This is a genomic window from Pseudomonas sp. SYWMCR5 (genome assembly GCF_057197165.1).
In genome coordinates, this window is record NZ_JBXUNH010000006.1 from 130,944 (window position 1) to 144,088 (window position 13,145).

Here is a 13,145-nt window from a genome sequence, read left to right on the forward strand (position 1 = left end):
CTAAAGCTCCCGGGCAAACGGCAAATCCGGCCCAACCCGCGAACAGGTGATGGCCGCCGCTCGAATGGCGAATTCGAGGATGCCGTCGATCGCTTCGCGCGTCAGCGCCGCTAGTGCCTGGGGACTGTCCGCGTGCAGCTTGGCCAGACAGCTCAGCACCGCCGCCTGGAAGGTATCGCCAGCACCGACTGTGTCTTGCACCGTCAGCGAGGCATCCGCAGGTTGTGTCCACGAGCCGTGCGCGCAATGCACGCTGGCGCCGTCTGCACCGTGGGTGACGAACACCAGTCGGCAGCGGTCGTTCAGCCAGCCACGGGCCACTTCGGCCGGCGCACGGTCCGGATAGAGCAGCGCGAGGTCTTCCTCGCTGGCCTTGATCAGGTGGGCATGGGCCGCGAAGGCTTGCACCTGGCGTCGCCACAACGCCACGTCGGGCTGCGGGTTGAGGCGTACGTTGGGGTCGAGGCTGATCAGCCGGTGTGCGCTTTCGCGCTGCACCAGTGCCAGCAAGGTGTCTGCCACGGGTGTGACCACCAGGGTGTAGGAGCCCACGTGCAGCCCACGGACCTGGTCACCGAGCAGCGGCAGGTGTTCGAGGCGCACCTGCCGGTCGGCGCAACCTTCGCCACGGAACTGGTACTGCGCCGAGCCGCTCGCATCCAGCCCGACCATGGCCAGGGTGGTCGGTGCATCGCTGGTCACCAGGTAACTGCAATCGACCTTTTCCTCTTCCAGCACCCGACGCAGGCGTGCGCCGAGGTAGTCGCTGGACAGCCCGCCGAACAGCGCCGAATCCACGCCCAGCCGGCGCAGGCCGACCGCGACGTTGAACGGCGAGCCGCCGGCAATCGCCTTGAAGCCCAACTCGCTGCTGCGTGGGCTGTCATCCAGGCTGAACACATCGAACAGGGCTTCGCCACAGACCAGGTACATGAAATTCTCCGAAACGAAGTAAGCGGGCAGGATACCTGCGATCAGTGCGCAGGCAGATGCGAAAGGTAACGTTGGTAGGCGGTTTCGTAGGCCGCCTGTTGTGCGGGCCGGGGTGTGGTGCGCGTGCTTTCGTCGAGTTCGACGCAGCGCTGGCACAGAGCCTCCAGGCTGTCACCTTCGCCGAGCTTGCGGCCCAGGCTCCAGGCAGCCTGGATCGCAGCACCCAGGGCGGCGGCTTCGGTCTGGCGCGGGCACACCACCGGCAGGCCGAGCAGGTCGGCGAGTGTCTGGCGCCACAGCGGGCTTTTCGCCGCGCCGCCGACCAGGCGGATCTCCTGGCCCTGCAGGCCGCTGGCGCGCAGCAGGTCGAGCCCGTAGCGCAGGCTGAAACAGGTGCCTTCGAGCACCGCCCGGCAGAGGTTGGCACGGGTCAGGTTGCTGCTGGTCATACCGTGCAGGCTGGCACTGGTCTCGGGCAGTGCGGGCACGCGCTCGCCATTGAAGAACGGCAGCAGCAACAAACCGTCGGCACCGACAGGGGCGAGTGCGGCGAGGTCGCTGAACGCAGCCAGGTCCAGTCGCAGCAGGTCTTGCACCAGGGCGCAGGCGCTGGTCAGGTTCATGGTGCAGATCAGCGGCAGCCAGCCGCCGGATGAGCCGCAGAAAGTCGCGACTTCACCGTGGGGGCTGACACGTGGCTGGTCGAGGTGTGCGGCCAGGGTGCCGGAGGTGCCCAGGCTGAGGGTGATCATGCCGGGATGGATGTTGCCGGTGCCGATGGCGCCGAGCATGTTATCGCCCCCACCGCTGGCCACCCAGGCGCCAGTGTCCAGGCCCAGCGCCCGGGCTGCCGAGGGCTGCAGGGTGGCGATGCAGTCGCCGGACTCGACCAGCTCGGGCAGTGCCGCCAGCAGGCGCTTGCCGGGCTCGATCAGCGCCAGCACATCGGCGGCCCAGGTGCGTTTGCGCACATCGTAGTAGCCGGTGCCCGAGGCGTCGCCCGGTTCGCTGCAGGCACGGCCGGTGAGCCAGTGGTTGAGGTAATCGTGGGGCAGCAGCAGGTGTGCGGCGCGGGCGAACAGGTCTGGATGATGGCGCTGGCTCCACAGCAGCTTGGACAGCGTATAGCCCGGCGCGACCACCAGCCCCAGGCGCTCCAGCGAGCCTGCGGCGCCGCCGAGGGCGGCCAGCAGTTCGTCATTTTCCGTAGTGGTTTCGGTGTCGCACCAGAGCTTGGCCGGGCGCAGCACCTGGCCTTGGTCATCGAGCATCACCAGGCCGTGCTGCTGGCCAGAGACGGCCAGTGCGCGGATGGCATGGCCCCCGACCCCGGCGTCAGCGAGGGCATTGGCCACCGCCGTGCGCAGGGCCTGCAGCCAGTCTGCCGGATCCTGTTCACGGCGGCCGTGGTCGCCCTGCGGCGCCGCATGTGCCGCGCTGCCCAGCCCCAGCACGCGACCGCTGTCTGCGTCGAGCACCAGGGCCTTGGTGCCCTGGGTGCCGCAGTCGATGCCGAGGAACAGTCCTTCCATCATTGCTGCGCTCCGTCTCAGTCGCCCAGTACCCGGCGCAGGGTTTCACTCACGCCGACTTCACGCAAGCTGTCGTACAGGCGCTCGAAGGCGTCGACGAAGGCCCGTGAGTTGGGGATCGCCGTGCCGAAGATCGCTTCGTCGCCGAGCACCCGGGCCGCCAGGCCTTCGCGCTGGACGACACGGGCCTGGCACTGTGCTGCGCGCGGATCGGGAATGCTGTAGACATTGCCCTTTTCATCCTTGCCGCCCAGGTACAGCGCCCAGGCTGCGACTACCAGCGCCACGCGCTCCAGCGGCTTGCCGTCGGCAATCAGGCGGTTGGCGGTGGGTACGATGAACTTGGGGAATTTCGAAGAGCCGTCCGAGCACACCCGCTCCAACTGGTCGGCGATGGCGCGGTTGGAGAAGCGCTCGGTGAGGCTGTCCTTGTAGTGCGTAAGGTCGATGCCTGGCACCTGCGCCAGTTGCGGCGTGACGTCCTGGTCCATGAAGGTGCGCATGTAGCGGCGCAGCAGGTCGTCGGCGAGGGTCTCGTGGACGAAGCGGTAGCCCTGCAGGAAGCCCAGGTAGGTCAGCGCCAGGTGGCTGCCGTTGAGCAGTTTGATCTTCATCTCTTCATAGGGCGTGACGTCGTCGGTGAACTGCACGCCGACCTTCTCCCAGGCCGGGCGACCGCTGACGAACTTGTCTTCCAGCACCCACTGCAGGAACGGCTCGCAGACCACCGGCCAGGCGTCCTCTACACCATGGCGCTCGGCCAACTGGCGGCGATGTTCGTCGCTGGTCATCGGTGTGATGCGATCGACCATGGCATTGGGGAAGCTGACGTGCCGGGCGATCCACTGGGCCAGGTCATGGTTGAGCAGGTGGGCGAAGGCCAGCAGTGCCTTGCGCGCCACGTCGCCGTTGTGTGGAAGGTTGTCGCAGGACATGACCGTGAACGCCGGGGTGCCGGCCTCGCGGCGACGGCGCAGGGCCTCGCAGAGAAAACCGAATACGCTGTGCGGCTGGTCAGGTCTGGCCAGGTCGTGCTGGATCAGCGGCAGGTTCTCGAGGAACTCGCCCGTGCTGTCGTCGATGCAGTAGCCGCCTTCGGTGATGGTCAGCGAGACGATACGGACTGCAGGGTCGGCAAGTTTGTCGAGCAGCGCCTGGCTGTCGCTTTCGGCCAGCAGCATGCCGCTGATGGCACCGATCACGCGCACCTCGGTGTTGGGTTTTTCGCCCAGTTCGAACAGGGTGTAGAGGTGATCCTGGCTTGCCAGGGCGTCGCGCATGGCGAGGTCTTCGCTGCGCAGGCCGGCGCCGCAGATCGCCCAGTCGAGGGCTTCGCCGCGGTTCATCAGGGCGTCGGTATAGGCGGCCTGGTGGGCGCGGTGAAAGCCGCCGACGCCGATGTGCACGATGCCCTGGCGCAGCTGCGCTGGGTCATAGGTGGGGCGGGCGACCGGGACGGGCAGCTTGTCGAGATTGCGCTGGTTGAGTTTCATCGAGAAATCCTTGAAGACGGCTCAGGCCGCCTGTTGCAGTCGTTTGTCCAGGGCCTTGCCGGTGCTGTCGAACAGATGGCAGTGCGCCGGATCGAAGCTCAGTTCCAGTTGCTCGCCGTACTCGGGCGCGAAATCGCCGCGCACCCGCACGGTGAGCATCTCGCCGGAGGCGCTGCGCACGTGGCAGTAGCTGTCGCTGCCCAGGCGCTCGCTGACATCGGCGGTGACCTGCAGCGAACCCTGTTCACCGTGACCGCTGCGGCTGATGCTCAGGTGCTCCGGGCGGATGCCCAGGGTGATCTGGCTGCCGGTGGTCAGTTCACCTGCGCACAGCGGCAGGGCGATGCGGGCGCCGCACTCGAGGGCGACCTCGCACTGGTTGCCCTGGTTGCGGCTCAGGTGTCCGCGCAAAAAGCCCATCTTCGGTGTGCCGAGGAAGCCTGCGACGAACAGGTTGGCCGGATGGTGGTACAGCTCCAGCGGCGAGCCGACCTGCTCGATACGACCGGCGCTGAGCACCACCACCTTGTCGGCCAGGGTCATCGCCTCGACCTGGTCGTGGGTCACGTAGATCATGGTCGCGGCCAGTTCCTTGTGCAGGCGCGACAGCTCCAGGCGCATCTGCACGCGCAGGGCTGCGTCGAGGTTGGACAGCGGCTCGTCGAACAGGAAGATCTTCGGGTTGCGCACGATCGCCCGGCCGATTGCCACCCGCTGGCGCTGGCCGCCGGAGAGCTGGCGCGGCTTGCGCTCGAGCATCGGTTGCAGCTCGAGGATGCGCGCGGCGTTGTCGACCTTGCTGGCGACCTCGGCCTTGGCCACGCCCGCCAGGTCCAGGGCGAACGACAGGTTCTTGCGCACGGTCATGTGCGGATACAGGGCGTAGGTCTGGAACACCATGGCCAGGTTGCGCTTGGCCGGAGCGGTGTCGGTGATGTCGACGCCATCGAGGGTGATGCTGCCGCTGCTCACCTCTTCGAGGCCGGCGATCAGGCGCAGCAAGGTCGATTTGCCACAGCCGGACGGCCCGACGAACACCACGAATTCACGGTCGTGTACGTCCAGGTCGATGCCCTTGATGATGGCGTGGCCATCAAAGCCTTTTTGCAGATTGCGGATCTTCAGGTCAGCCATGTCGAGTTACCTCCGCAGTGGCAAAGATTTTATGGATGTCACAAATTCCTGTAGGAGCGGGCTTGCCCGCGAACACCGGCATAGCCGGTGCCATGCACCGCAGTGTTTGCTTCGCGGGCAAGCCCGCTCCTACAGGGATGGCGTAGTTGGGGGTATTCATTTCACCGCTCCGAACGACAGCCCGCGCACCAGTTGCTTCTGGCTGATCCAGCCGAAGATCAGGATCGGTGCGCAGGCCAGTGTCGAGACGGCCGAAAGCTTGGCCCAGAACAGGCCTTCGGGGCTTGAGTAGGAGGCCACCAGCGCGGTCAGCGGTGCGGCGGCCGAAGAGGTCAGGTTGAGCGACCAGAACGCCTCGTTCCAGCACAGGATCAGCGACAGCAGCACGGTCGAGGCCAGGCCGCCACGGGCGATCGGCAGCAGCACGCGGAGGATTTCCTGCCAGGTGCCGGCGCCGTCCAGGCGCGCCGCTTCGAGGATGTCGACGGGGATGTCCTTGAAGTAGGTGTACACCATCCACACCACGATCGGCAGGTTGATCAGGGTGTACACGATGATCAGCGACAGCCGTGAATCGAGCAGCCCGAACTGCTTGGCCAGCAGGTAGATCGGCATCAGCACGCCCACTGGCGGCAGCATCTTGGTCGACAGCATCCACAACAGCGTGCGCTTGGTGTGGCGGGTCTCGAAGAAGGCCATGGAGTAGGCTGCCGGCACGGCGATCAGCATGCACAGCAGGGTCGCGGAGAACGAGATCAGCACCGAGTTCCAGGCGTAGGCGAAGTAGTCGCTGCGCTCGTTGATGTGCAGGTAGTTCTCCAGCGTCGGGTGGAAGATGAACTGCGGCGGCGTGGCGAAGGCGTCGAGTTCGGTCTTGAAGCTGGTCAGCAGCATCCAGAAGATCGGGAAGAAGATCGCCAGGGCAATGCCCCAGCACAGCAGGCCGATCAGCGCATCGCGCAGGCGGCGGGTTTGCTTGAGTGTCAGCATGGCGGGCTCCTCAGCTGCGCTCGGTGAGGTTCTTGCCGATCATGCGCACCAGCACGATGGCGGCGATGTTGGCGATCAGCACGGCGATCAGGCCACCGGCCGACGCCATGCCGACGTCGAACTGCAGCAGCGCCTGGTTGTAGATCAGGTAGGCGAGGTTGGTGGATTCATAGCCCGGCCCGCCGCTGGTGGTGGTGAAGATCTCGGCGAACACCGACAGCAGGAAGATGGTTTCGATCATGACCACCACGGCAATCGGCCGCGCCAGGTGCGGCAGGGTGAGGTGCCAGAAGATCGCCAGCGGGCCTGCACCGTCCAGGCGTGCGGCCTCCTTCTGCTCCTGGTCCAGCGACTGCATGGCGGTCATCAGGATCAGGATGGCGAACGGCAGCCACTGCCACGACACGATCAGGATGATCGACAGCAACGGATAGTGCGCCAGCCAGTCCACCGGCTGGGCGCCGAACAGGCGCCAGACCGCCGCGAGGATCCCGGACACCGGGTGGAAGATCAGGTTCTTCCACAGCAGCGCGCTGACCGTGGGCATGATGAAGAACGGCGAGATCAGCAGCACGCGCACCACGCCGCGGCCCCAGAACTCACCCGCCTCCAGCAGCGCGGCGATGAGCACGCCGAACACCACGCTGATCGCCAGCACGCTGCCGACCAGGGTCAGGGTATTCAGAGCGCCGGGCAGGAAGCCGGCATCGGTGACGAAGAAGCTGAAGTTCTCCAGGCCGACGAAGTCGTTCTCGCCGGGATACAGCAGGTTGTAACGGATCAGCGAGAAATACAGGGTCATGCCCAGGGGCACGATCATCCATAACAGCAGCAGCGCCACCGAAGGGCTGACCAGGAACCAGCCGGGGCCGACGCGGCGTTTGCCGGGGCGCGCGGTGGCGTGGGTCGGGGTGTCGAGGGCCGAGGTGTTCATGACGACTCCGTGTTCGGCAGAAAGAGGCGAGCAGCCGGCCGCCGGCACACCGAGGGCGGCGTGCTGGCGGCCAGGGGCGGTCTACTTGGGGTAGCCGGCGCGTTTCATCTCGCGCTCGGTGGACGACTGGGCGGCGGCCAGCGCCTGTTCAGGCTTCATCTGGCCGGTCAGGGCGGCGGAGAACAGCTTGCCGACCTGGGTGCCGATGGCCTGGAACTCAGGAATGGTCACCAGCTGGATACCCACGTAGGGCACGGGCTTGAGGGTCGGGTGGTTGGGATCGACCTTTTTCAGCGACTCCAGCGTGACCTTGGCGAACGGTGCGGCCTGCAGGTAGGCCTCGCTGTAGGTGGAGGCGCGGGTGCCTGGCGGCACGTTGGCCACGCCTTCCTTGTCGGCGACCAGTTGGCCATAGGCCTGGGAGGTGGCCCAGGTGCTGAAGGTCCTGGCGGCGTCCTTGGACTTGGAGCTGGTGGGGATCGCCAGCGCCCACGAGTACAGCCAGGTCGCGCCCTTGTCGGTGACCTCCTTCGGCGCGAAGGTGAAGCCCACGTCGTCCACGACCTTGCTCTGGCTCTTGTCGGTGACGAACGAGCCGGCGACGCTGGCATCGACCCACATTGCGCACTTGCCGCTGTTGAACAGCGCCAGGTTCTCGTTGAAGCCGTTGCTGGAGGCGCCGGGCGGGCCGTACTGCTTCATGGTGTCGACGTAGAAGTTCAGGGCCTTGGTCCACTCGCTGCCGGTGAACTCCGGCTGCCACTGCTCGTTGAACCAACGGGCGCCGAAGGAGTTGGCCAGGGTGCCGATCAGCGCCATGTTCTCACCCCAGCCGGCCTTGCCGCGCAGGCAGATGCCGTACTGGCCGGCCTCGGGCTTGTTGAGCTTGGCGGCGAATTCGCCCAGTTGGGTCCAGGTCGGTTGCTCGGGCATCTGCAGCCCGGCCTGCTGGAACAGGTCCTTGCGGTAGTAGGTGATCGAGGCTTCGGCGTAGAAGGGCAGGGCGTAGAGCGTGCCCTTGACCGACAGGCCGTCGCGCACCGAAGGGAAGATATCGTCGAGCTGGTAGTCGGCAGGCAGGTCTTTCATGGGTTCCAGCCAACCCTTGGCGCCCCACAGCGCGGCTTCGTACATGCCGATGGTGAGCACGTCGAACTGTCCGCCTTGTGTCGCGATATCGGTGGTCAGGCGTTGGCGCAGGACGTTCTCTTCGAGCACCACCCACTTGAGCTTGATGTCCGGGTGCTGCTCCTCGAACACCTTGGACAGCCGCTGCATGCGGATCATGTCGTTGTTGTTGACGGTGGCAATGGTCAGGGTTTCGGCAGCCTGGGCAAACACCGGCAGGCTCAGACAGGCAATGGCCACGCAGGCCTTGATCGAGTCGTTCATCGTTGAACTCCTCTTCCGGACCGCAGGGCGGCGCGGAAGTCACTATTGTTTTTTTTGTGTCGCTGGTTGCCGATTACACTCCTGCATCGCCAGCGCAACAAAGCCTCGACTGCACGCAGGCCGATACTTTTTTGCACTGGGGTATTGGCAGTGCGATGCACTGCTCAAGCGTTTCACTAAAGGTTTTGCTCGGTCAGGCGCTGGGTGACCAGGCTGCGGTAGCCCGACGGTGTCATGCCCTTGAGCTGCTGGAACCGCCGGTTGAAGTTGGACAGGTTGCTGAAGCCGGACTCGAAGCACACCTCGGTCACCGGCAGGTCGCTGCGCGCCAGCAGTTCACAGGACTTGCTGATCCGCAGGCGATTGACGAACTCGACGAAGCCGCGCCCGGCGGCCTGCTTGAAAAAGCGCGAGAAGTAGGTGGGGGTCATGCCCAGGTGCTCGGCGACCTCGTTCTGGGTGAGGTCCTGGGCGTAGTGCTGGAAGATGTAGTCCACCGCGCGGTTGATGCGGTCGACGTTGTGTTCGTCGGCCAGCTGCGAGGAGGTGACGGTGGACAGCAACTGGTAGTCCTCGCAGGCAGCCAACTGTTCCATGAGGATAAAAAAGTATCCCAGGCGCGTCATGCCGGCACTTTGCGAGATACGTTGCATCAGTTGCTGGCTCTCGGCGATCAGGCGCGGATCGCGGAATTCGATGCCATAACTGGCGCGGGCCAGCAGTGGCGTCAGCTGGTTGAGCTCGGAGAACACCTGGCTGCCTTGCTCGAGCACTTCGTCAGTGAAATTGACCAGCATGTCGCGGGTGTCGACGACCTCGTCGGCGGCCACCTGGCTGATCCAGTTGTGTGGCAGGTTCGGCCCGGTGAGAAACAGTGTGCCCGGGGCGAAGTTGCCGATGTAGTCGCCGATGAACACCTTGCCGGAGCTGGCGACGATCAAGTGCAGCTCGTATTCCTTGTGAAAGTGCCAGCGCACCAGCGGGCTCGGGAAGCCGTGCTGGCGATAGATCAGCGAATGGCCTTCGTGGTCGTCCATCAGTTCGTAGGACGGGTCGGTGATCTTGCTGGCTTTGGGCATGGTGAGTGCTTCGAGCAGGGGGTGAATACTGCATCCTAGCCAAATTTTGCGTCCTGTAGGAGCGGGCTTGCCCGCGAAAGGGCCAGCCCTGCCAACCACAGGCCCCCGCCAATTCGGTAAACTCCCACCCCATGACCACCCTACGCTACTTGCAAGCCTATCCCCCGCACCTGCAGGAACAGGTCCGTCAGATGATCGCCAGCGATCGCCTGGGCGGCTACCTGCAGCAGCGCTACCCCGCCCGCCACGAGGTGCAGAGCGACAAGGCGCTGTACCTCTATGCCCAGGACCTGCGCCAGCAATACCTGCGCAGCGCGCCGCCGCTGGACAAGGTGCTCTACGACAACCGTCTCGACCTCACCCACCGGGCCCTGGGCCTGAACACGGCGGTGTCACGGGTGCAGGGTGGCAACCTCAAGGCCAAGAAGGAAATCCGCATCGCCTCGCTGTTCAAGGACGCGGCGCCGCAGTTTCTGCGCATGATCGTGGTACACGAGCTGGCGCACCTGCGTGAGCGCGACCACAACAAGGCGTTCTACCAGCTGTGCCAGCACATGGAGCCGGACTACCATCAACTGGAGTTCGACTTGCGTGTCTACCTGACCTGGCGCGAATTGCCAGGCAATGCATGAGGATCCCACCAGCATGGACGTGAGCAAGACCAAGAGCAGCTTCTATCGCCGCCTCTACGTGGCCTGGCTGATCGACAGCCAGACCGCCACCAGCGTGCCCGCGCTGATGGAAGCCACCGGCATGCCGCGACGCACGGCCCAGGACACCATCGCCGCCCTGGCGGACCTGGACATCGTCTGCGAGTTCGAGCAGCAGAGCGGTGCGCGCAACCACGCCGGGCATTACCGCATCCACGACTGGGGTGCGATCGACAAGCAGTGGATCATCCAGCACCTGCGCACTATTCGCGAAGTGCTCGGCTATCCATGACCACCCTCCAGGACCCGTTCATGTCGTCCAGCCGCTTCAGCAACTACGCCGCCATGGCCGAGGGCATCGCAGCCCTGTTGTTCCCGCATGCCGAAGTGGTGGTGCACGACCTGGCCAGCCAGACGGTGGTGCATATCGCCAACAACATTTCCAAGCGCCAGCTCGGCGATGATTCCGGGCTCGACGACCTGCCCTGCCAGCTCGATGACAGCACCCGCCTGGGGCCGTATGAAAAGCTCAACTGGAACGGGCAGAAGATCCGTTCGATCAGCAGCGTGATGCGCGACGCCAGTGGCCAGCCCGAGGCGCTGATCTGCATCAATCTCAACGTTTCGATTCTCGAGCAGGCGCGCGATGCGCTGGAGGCGTTCTTCCAGGCCAGCCGCCTGTTGCCGCAACCGCAGGCGTTGTTCCGCGACGACTGGCAGGAGCGCATCAACACCTTCCTGCATGCCTGGTTGCAGGTGCGTGGATTGAGCCTGGGCGGGCTGGACCGCGAGCAGAAGCGGCAGTTGGTCGAGGCGCTGCACGGGGAGGGCGCGTTCCGTGGCAAGAGCGCCCATGACTACGTGGCCAACGTGCTGGGGATGGGGCGGGCGACGGTATACAAGTATGTGAAGGCGTTGCGCCAAGGCTGAGGCCATCGCTGGCAAACGACAGGCTTTCAATGCGTGGAAAAATAGTCTACGGTAGAATTTAATTCTATATCGTGGCGTTTGCCCCTGCGCATCGCCCAAGGAGCCACCATGACCATCCTGGACACCCTGCCACACGCCATCCGCGAAGCCCATGAAGCCCTTCGCCCCCAGGTGGCGGTCACGCCGCTCAGCCACAGCCCGGGGCTTTCCCGTCAGAGCGGCTGCAATGTCCATCTCAAGTGCGAGCACCTGCAGCACACCGGCTCCTTCAAATTCCGAGGGGCCAGCAACAAGCTGCGGCTGCTCGACCCTGCGCAGCGTCAGGCTGGCGTGATCACCGCCTCTTCCGGCAATCACGGGCAGGGCCTGGCACTGGCCGGGCAATTGCTGGGTGTGCCGGTCACCGTGTACGTCAGCAGCAGCGCCTCGCCGCTGAAGATCCGGGCCATGCGCGGCCTGGGGGCCGAGGTAATCGAACTCGACGCTGACCCGCTGTCGGTCGAGCTTGAAGCGGCTCGCCAGGCCAATCTGCAGGGCAAGCCTTTCGTCTCCCCCTACAATGACGCGCAGATCATCGCTGGCCAGGGCACCATCGGCATGGAGCTGTTCGAGCAGGCGCCGGATCTGGACGCGGTTTTCGTCGCTGTCGGTGGTGGCGGCTTGATCTCGGGCATTGGCGCTGCATTGCGCGCGCTTGCACCCTCGGTGCAGGTCATCGGCTGCTGGCCGGCCAACGCGCCCACCCAGCAGCGCTCGCTGGAGGAGGGACGGATCATCGAGATGCAAGAGCTCGATACCCTGTCCGACGGCACGGCCGGCGGCGTCGAGCCCGGCGCCATCACCTTCCCCCTGTGCCAGCAGTTGCTGCATCGCACCGTGCTGGTCAGCGAGGCTGAGATCAGCGCAGCCATGCGCGACGTCGCAGGCCACGACCGCTGGATCATCGAAGGGGCGGCAGGGGTTGCCGTCGCAGGCATGCAGAAACTGGCCGGTGAGTTCCAGGGCAAGAAGGTCGCGGTGGTGCTGTGCGGGCGCAACATCGTGCTGGAGAAGTTCCTGGAGGCGATCCAATGAGGATCATCGACAAGGCGCAACTGGTCGAAATCCTCGACCGGGATTTGGCGGTACGCCTGATCGAAGAGGGTTTTATCGCCTTTTCCGCGGGCAAGGTCCATGTGCCACCGGTGCAGAATTTCGCCTTCCCTGAACAAAACGGCGACTGCTGCGTGAAGTCCGCCTGGCTGCAGGGCAGCGATAGCTTCACGGTGAAAGTCTCCACCGGTTTCTACGACAACCCTTCCAAGGGGCTGGAAAGCAACGATGGCTTGATGCTGGTGTTTTCGGCCAGTACCGGCCAACCGCTGGCGCTACTCCAGGACCAAGGCTGGCTGACCTGCCTGCGCACCGCGCTGGCCGGGCAAATCGCCGCCCGCCTGTTGGCGCCGCGCAAGGTACGGGCAATCGGTGTACTGGGCAGCGGGGTGCAGGCGCGGATGCAGCTCGAACAACTGCTACCGGTCACCGACTGCCGTCGTCTGATTGCCTGGGGCCGTGATGCCGGGCGGCTTGCGGACTACCGACGGTTCGCCGAAGGGCTGGGCTTCGAGGTGCGCACCACCCATGATGCCCGCGAGCTGGCCGAGTCCGCCAACCTGATCGTCTGCACCACGCCTTCGCGCGAGCCGCTGCTGCAGCGTGAATGGATACAGCCCGGCACCCATATCACCGCCGTGGGAGCCGATGGCCCTGGCAAGCAGGAGCTCGATCCAGCGCTGGTAGCCGCCGCCGATTGCATCGTGGTGGACGCTATCGGCCAATGCAGCCGCTACGGCGAGGTGTCCCACGCGCTGGAGGCCGGGCTGATTGCAGCTACCGACCTGATCGAGATCGGCGCGTTGCTGGCTGGGCAGGCGAGTGGTCGCACGCAGGATGCCGCGATCACGTTGGCTGACCTGACCGGCGTGGCGGTGCAGGACGCGCAGATCGCGCGGTGTGCATTGATGTCCCTTGGGGCAAGCCGCCAAGGAGACCTGCTCGCACAGCTCGGCTAAAATAGAGGCTAAATGACATCATTGTCC

At 65.1% G+C, this 13,145-nt stretch carries 13 protein-coding genes; 5 read left to right on the top strand and 8 right to left on the bottom strand.

Annotation, left to right across the window (positions count from 1 at the left end):
* From AC2CGW_RS17060 to AC2CGW_RS17095, 8 genes are all read right to left on the bottom strand, one after another.
* Entirely contained in the window at nt 1-933 is a 933-nt protein-coding gene (locus tag AC2CGW_RS17060) for a carbohydrate kinase family protein (RefSeq protein ID WP_484574337.1), read from the bottom strand.
* A gap of 41 nt (nt 934-974) precedes the next feature.
* A complete protein-coding gene (xylB, locus tag AC2CGW_RS17065; protein ID WP_484574400.1) occupies nt 975-2,465 on the bottom strand; it encodes a xylulokinase in 1,491 nt (496 codons plus the stop codon).
* A gap of 17 nt (nt 2,466-2,482) precedes the next feature.
* Nucleotides 2,483-3,958: a mannitol dehydrogenase family protein gene (locus tag AC2CGW_RS17070; protein WP_484574338.1), complete on the bottom strand. Its 1,476-nt coding sequence runs from the start codon at nt 3,956-3,958 to the stop codon at nt 2,483-2,485.
* A 21-nt stretch (nt 3,959-3,979) separates the two neighbouring features.
* Nucleotides 3,980-5,092, bottom strand: coding sequence for an ABC transporter ATP-binding protein (locus AC2CGW_RS17075; protein ID WP_484574339.1), 1,113 nt, complete (start codon nt 5,090-5,092; stop codon nt 3,980-3,982).
* A 156-nt stretch (nt 5,093-5,248) separates the two neighbouring features.
* A complete protein-coding gene (locus AC2CGW_RS17080; RefSeq protein WP_063546497.1) occupies nt 5,249-6,082 on the bottom strand; it encodes a carbohydrate ABC transporter permease in 834 nt (277 codons plus the stop codon).
* Nucleotides 6,083-6,092: 10 nt separating this feature from the next.
* The gene (locus AC2CGW_RS17085; protein ID WP_186665851.1) at nt 6,093-7,016 is read right to left on the bottom strand and encodes a carbohydrate ABC transporter permease; all 924 of its coding nucleotides are present in this window, start codon (nt 7,014-7,016) and stop codon (nt 6,093-6,095) included.
* An 81-nt stretch (nt 7,017-7,097) separates the two neighbouring features.
* A complete protein-coding gene (locus AC2CGW_RS17090) occupies nt 7,098-8,408 on the bottom strand; it encodes an ABC transporter substrate-binding protein (RefSeq protein ID WP_484574340.1) in 1,311 nt (436 codons plus the stop codon).
* Between the two features lie 176 nt (nt 8,409-8,584).
* Nucleotides 8,585-9,487 (bottom strand): AraC family transcriptional regulator, encoded by a 903-nt coding sequence (locus tag AC2CGW_RS17095; RefSeq protein WP_186666114.1) that lies wholly within the window; start codon nt 9,485-9,487, stop codon nt 8,585-8,587.
* Between the two features lie 131 nt (nt 9,488-9,618).
* On the opposite strand from AC2CGW_RS17095, the gene AC2CGW_RS17100 reads away from it, so the two are divergent.
* The 5 genes from AC2CGW_RS17100 to AC2CGW_RS17120 all read left to right on the top strand — a co-directional run bounded on the left by AC2CGW_RS17100 (nt 9,619) and on the right by AC2CGW_RS17120 (nt 13,118).
* Nucleotides 9,619-10,119 (top strand): M48 metallopeptidase family protein, encoded by a 501-nt coding sequence (locus AC2CGW_RS17100; protein ID WP_054895460.1) that lies wholly within the window; start codon nt 9,619-9,621, stop codon nt 10,117-10,119.
* 13 nt (nt 10,120-10,132) lie between these two features.
* Nucleotides 10,133-10,429, top strand: coding sequence for a winged helix-turn-helix domain-containing protein (locus AC2CGW_RS17105; RefSeq protein WP_186665854.1), 297 nt, complete (start codon nt 10,133-10,135; stop codon nt 10,427-10,429).
* The gene (locus AC2CGW_RS17110) at nt 10,426-11,067 is read left to right on the top strand and encodes a helix-turn-helix transcriptional regulator (protein ID WP_484574341.1); all 642 of its coding nucleotides are present in this window, start codon (nt 10,426-10,428) and stop codon (nt 11,065-11,067) included. Before AC2CGW_RS17105 ends, AC2CGW_RS17110 begins: the two co-directional genes overlap by 4 nt.
* A gap of 108 nt (nt 11,068-11,175) precedes the next feature.
* A complete protein-coding gene (locus AC2CGW_RS17115; RefSeq protein WP_484574342.1) occupies nt 11,176-12,141 on the top strand; it encodes a threonine/serine dehydratase in 966 nt (321 codons plus the stop codon).
* Nucleotides 12,138-13,118: an ornithine cyclodeaminase family protein gene (locus AC2CGW_RS17120; protein WP_288374094.1), complete on the top strand. Its 981-nt coding sequence runs from the start codon at nt 12,138-12,140 to the stop codon at nt 13,116-13,118. Before AC2CGW_RS17115 ends, AC2CGW_RS17120 begins: the two co-directional genes overlap by 4 nt.
* The last annotated feature ends 27 nt before the right edge of the window (nt 13,119-13,145 follow it).

Coding starts and splice junctions, on each gene's coding strand:
- xylB (WP_484574400.1), bottom strand. CDS start 2,465: ATGGAAGGACTGTTCCTCGGCATCGACTGCGGCACCCAGGGCACCAAG.
- AC2CGW_RS17090 (WP_484574340.1), bottom strand. CDS start 8,408: ATGAACGACTCGATCAAGGCCTGCGTGGCCATTGCCTGTCTGAGCCTG.
- AC2CGW_RS17110 (WP_484574341.1), top strand. CDS start 10,426: ATGACCACCCTCCAGGACCCGTTCATGTCGTCCAGCCGCTTCAGCAAC.
- AC2CGW_RS17095 (WP_186666114.1), bottom strand. CDS start 9,487: ATGCCCAAAGCCAGCAAGATCACCGACCCGTCCTACGAACTGATGGAC.
- AC2CGW_RS17115 (WP_484574342.1), top strand. CDS start 11,176: ATGACCATCCTGGACACCCTGCCACACGCCATCCGCGAAGCCCATGAA.
- AC2CGW_RS17120 (WP_288374094.1), top strand. CDS start 12,138: ATGAGGATCATCGACAAGGCGCAACTGGTCGAAATCCTCGACCGGGAT.
- AC2CGW_RS17070 (WP_484574338.1), bottom strand. CDS start 3,958: ATGAAACTCAACCAGCGCAATCTCGACAAGCTGCCCGTCCCGGTCGCC.
- AC2CGW_RS17105 (WP_186665854.1), top strand. CDS start 10,133: ATGGACGTGAGCAAGACCAAGAGCAGCTTCTATCGCCGCCTCTACGTG.
- AC2CGW_RS17100 (WP_054895460.1), top strand. CDS start 9,619: ATGACCACCCTACGCTACTTGCAAGCCTATCCCCCGCACCTGCAGGAA.
- AC2CGW_RS17085 (WP_186665851.1), bottom strand. CDS start 7,016: ATGAACACCTCGGCCCTCGACACCCCGACCCACGCCACCGCGCGCCCC.
- AC2CGW_RS17080 (WP_063546497.1), bottom strand. CDS start 6,082: ATGCTGACACTCAAGCAAACCCGCCGCCTGCGCGATGCGCTGATCGGC.
- AC2CGW_RS17060 (WP_484574337.1), bottom strand. CDS start 933: ATGTACCTGGTCTGTGGCGAAGCCCTGTTCGATGTGTTCAGCCTGGAT.
- AC2CGW_RS17075 (WP_484574339.1), bottom strand. CDS start 5,092: ATGGCTGACCTGAAGATCCGCAATCTGCAAAAAGGCTTTGATGGCCAC.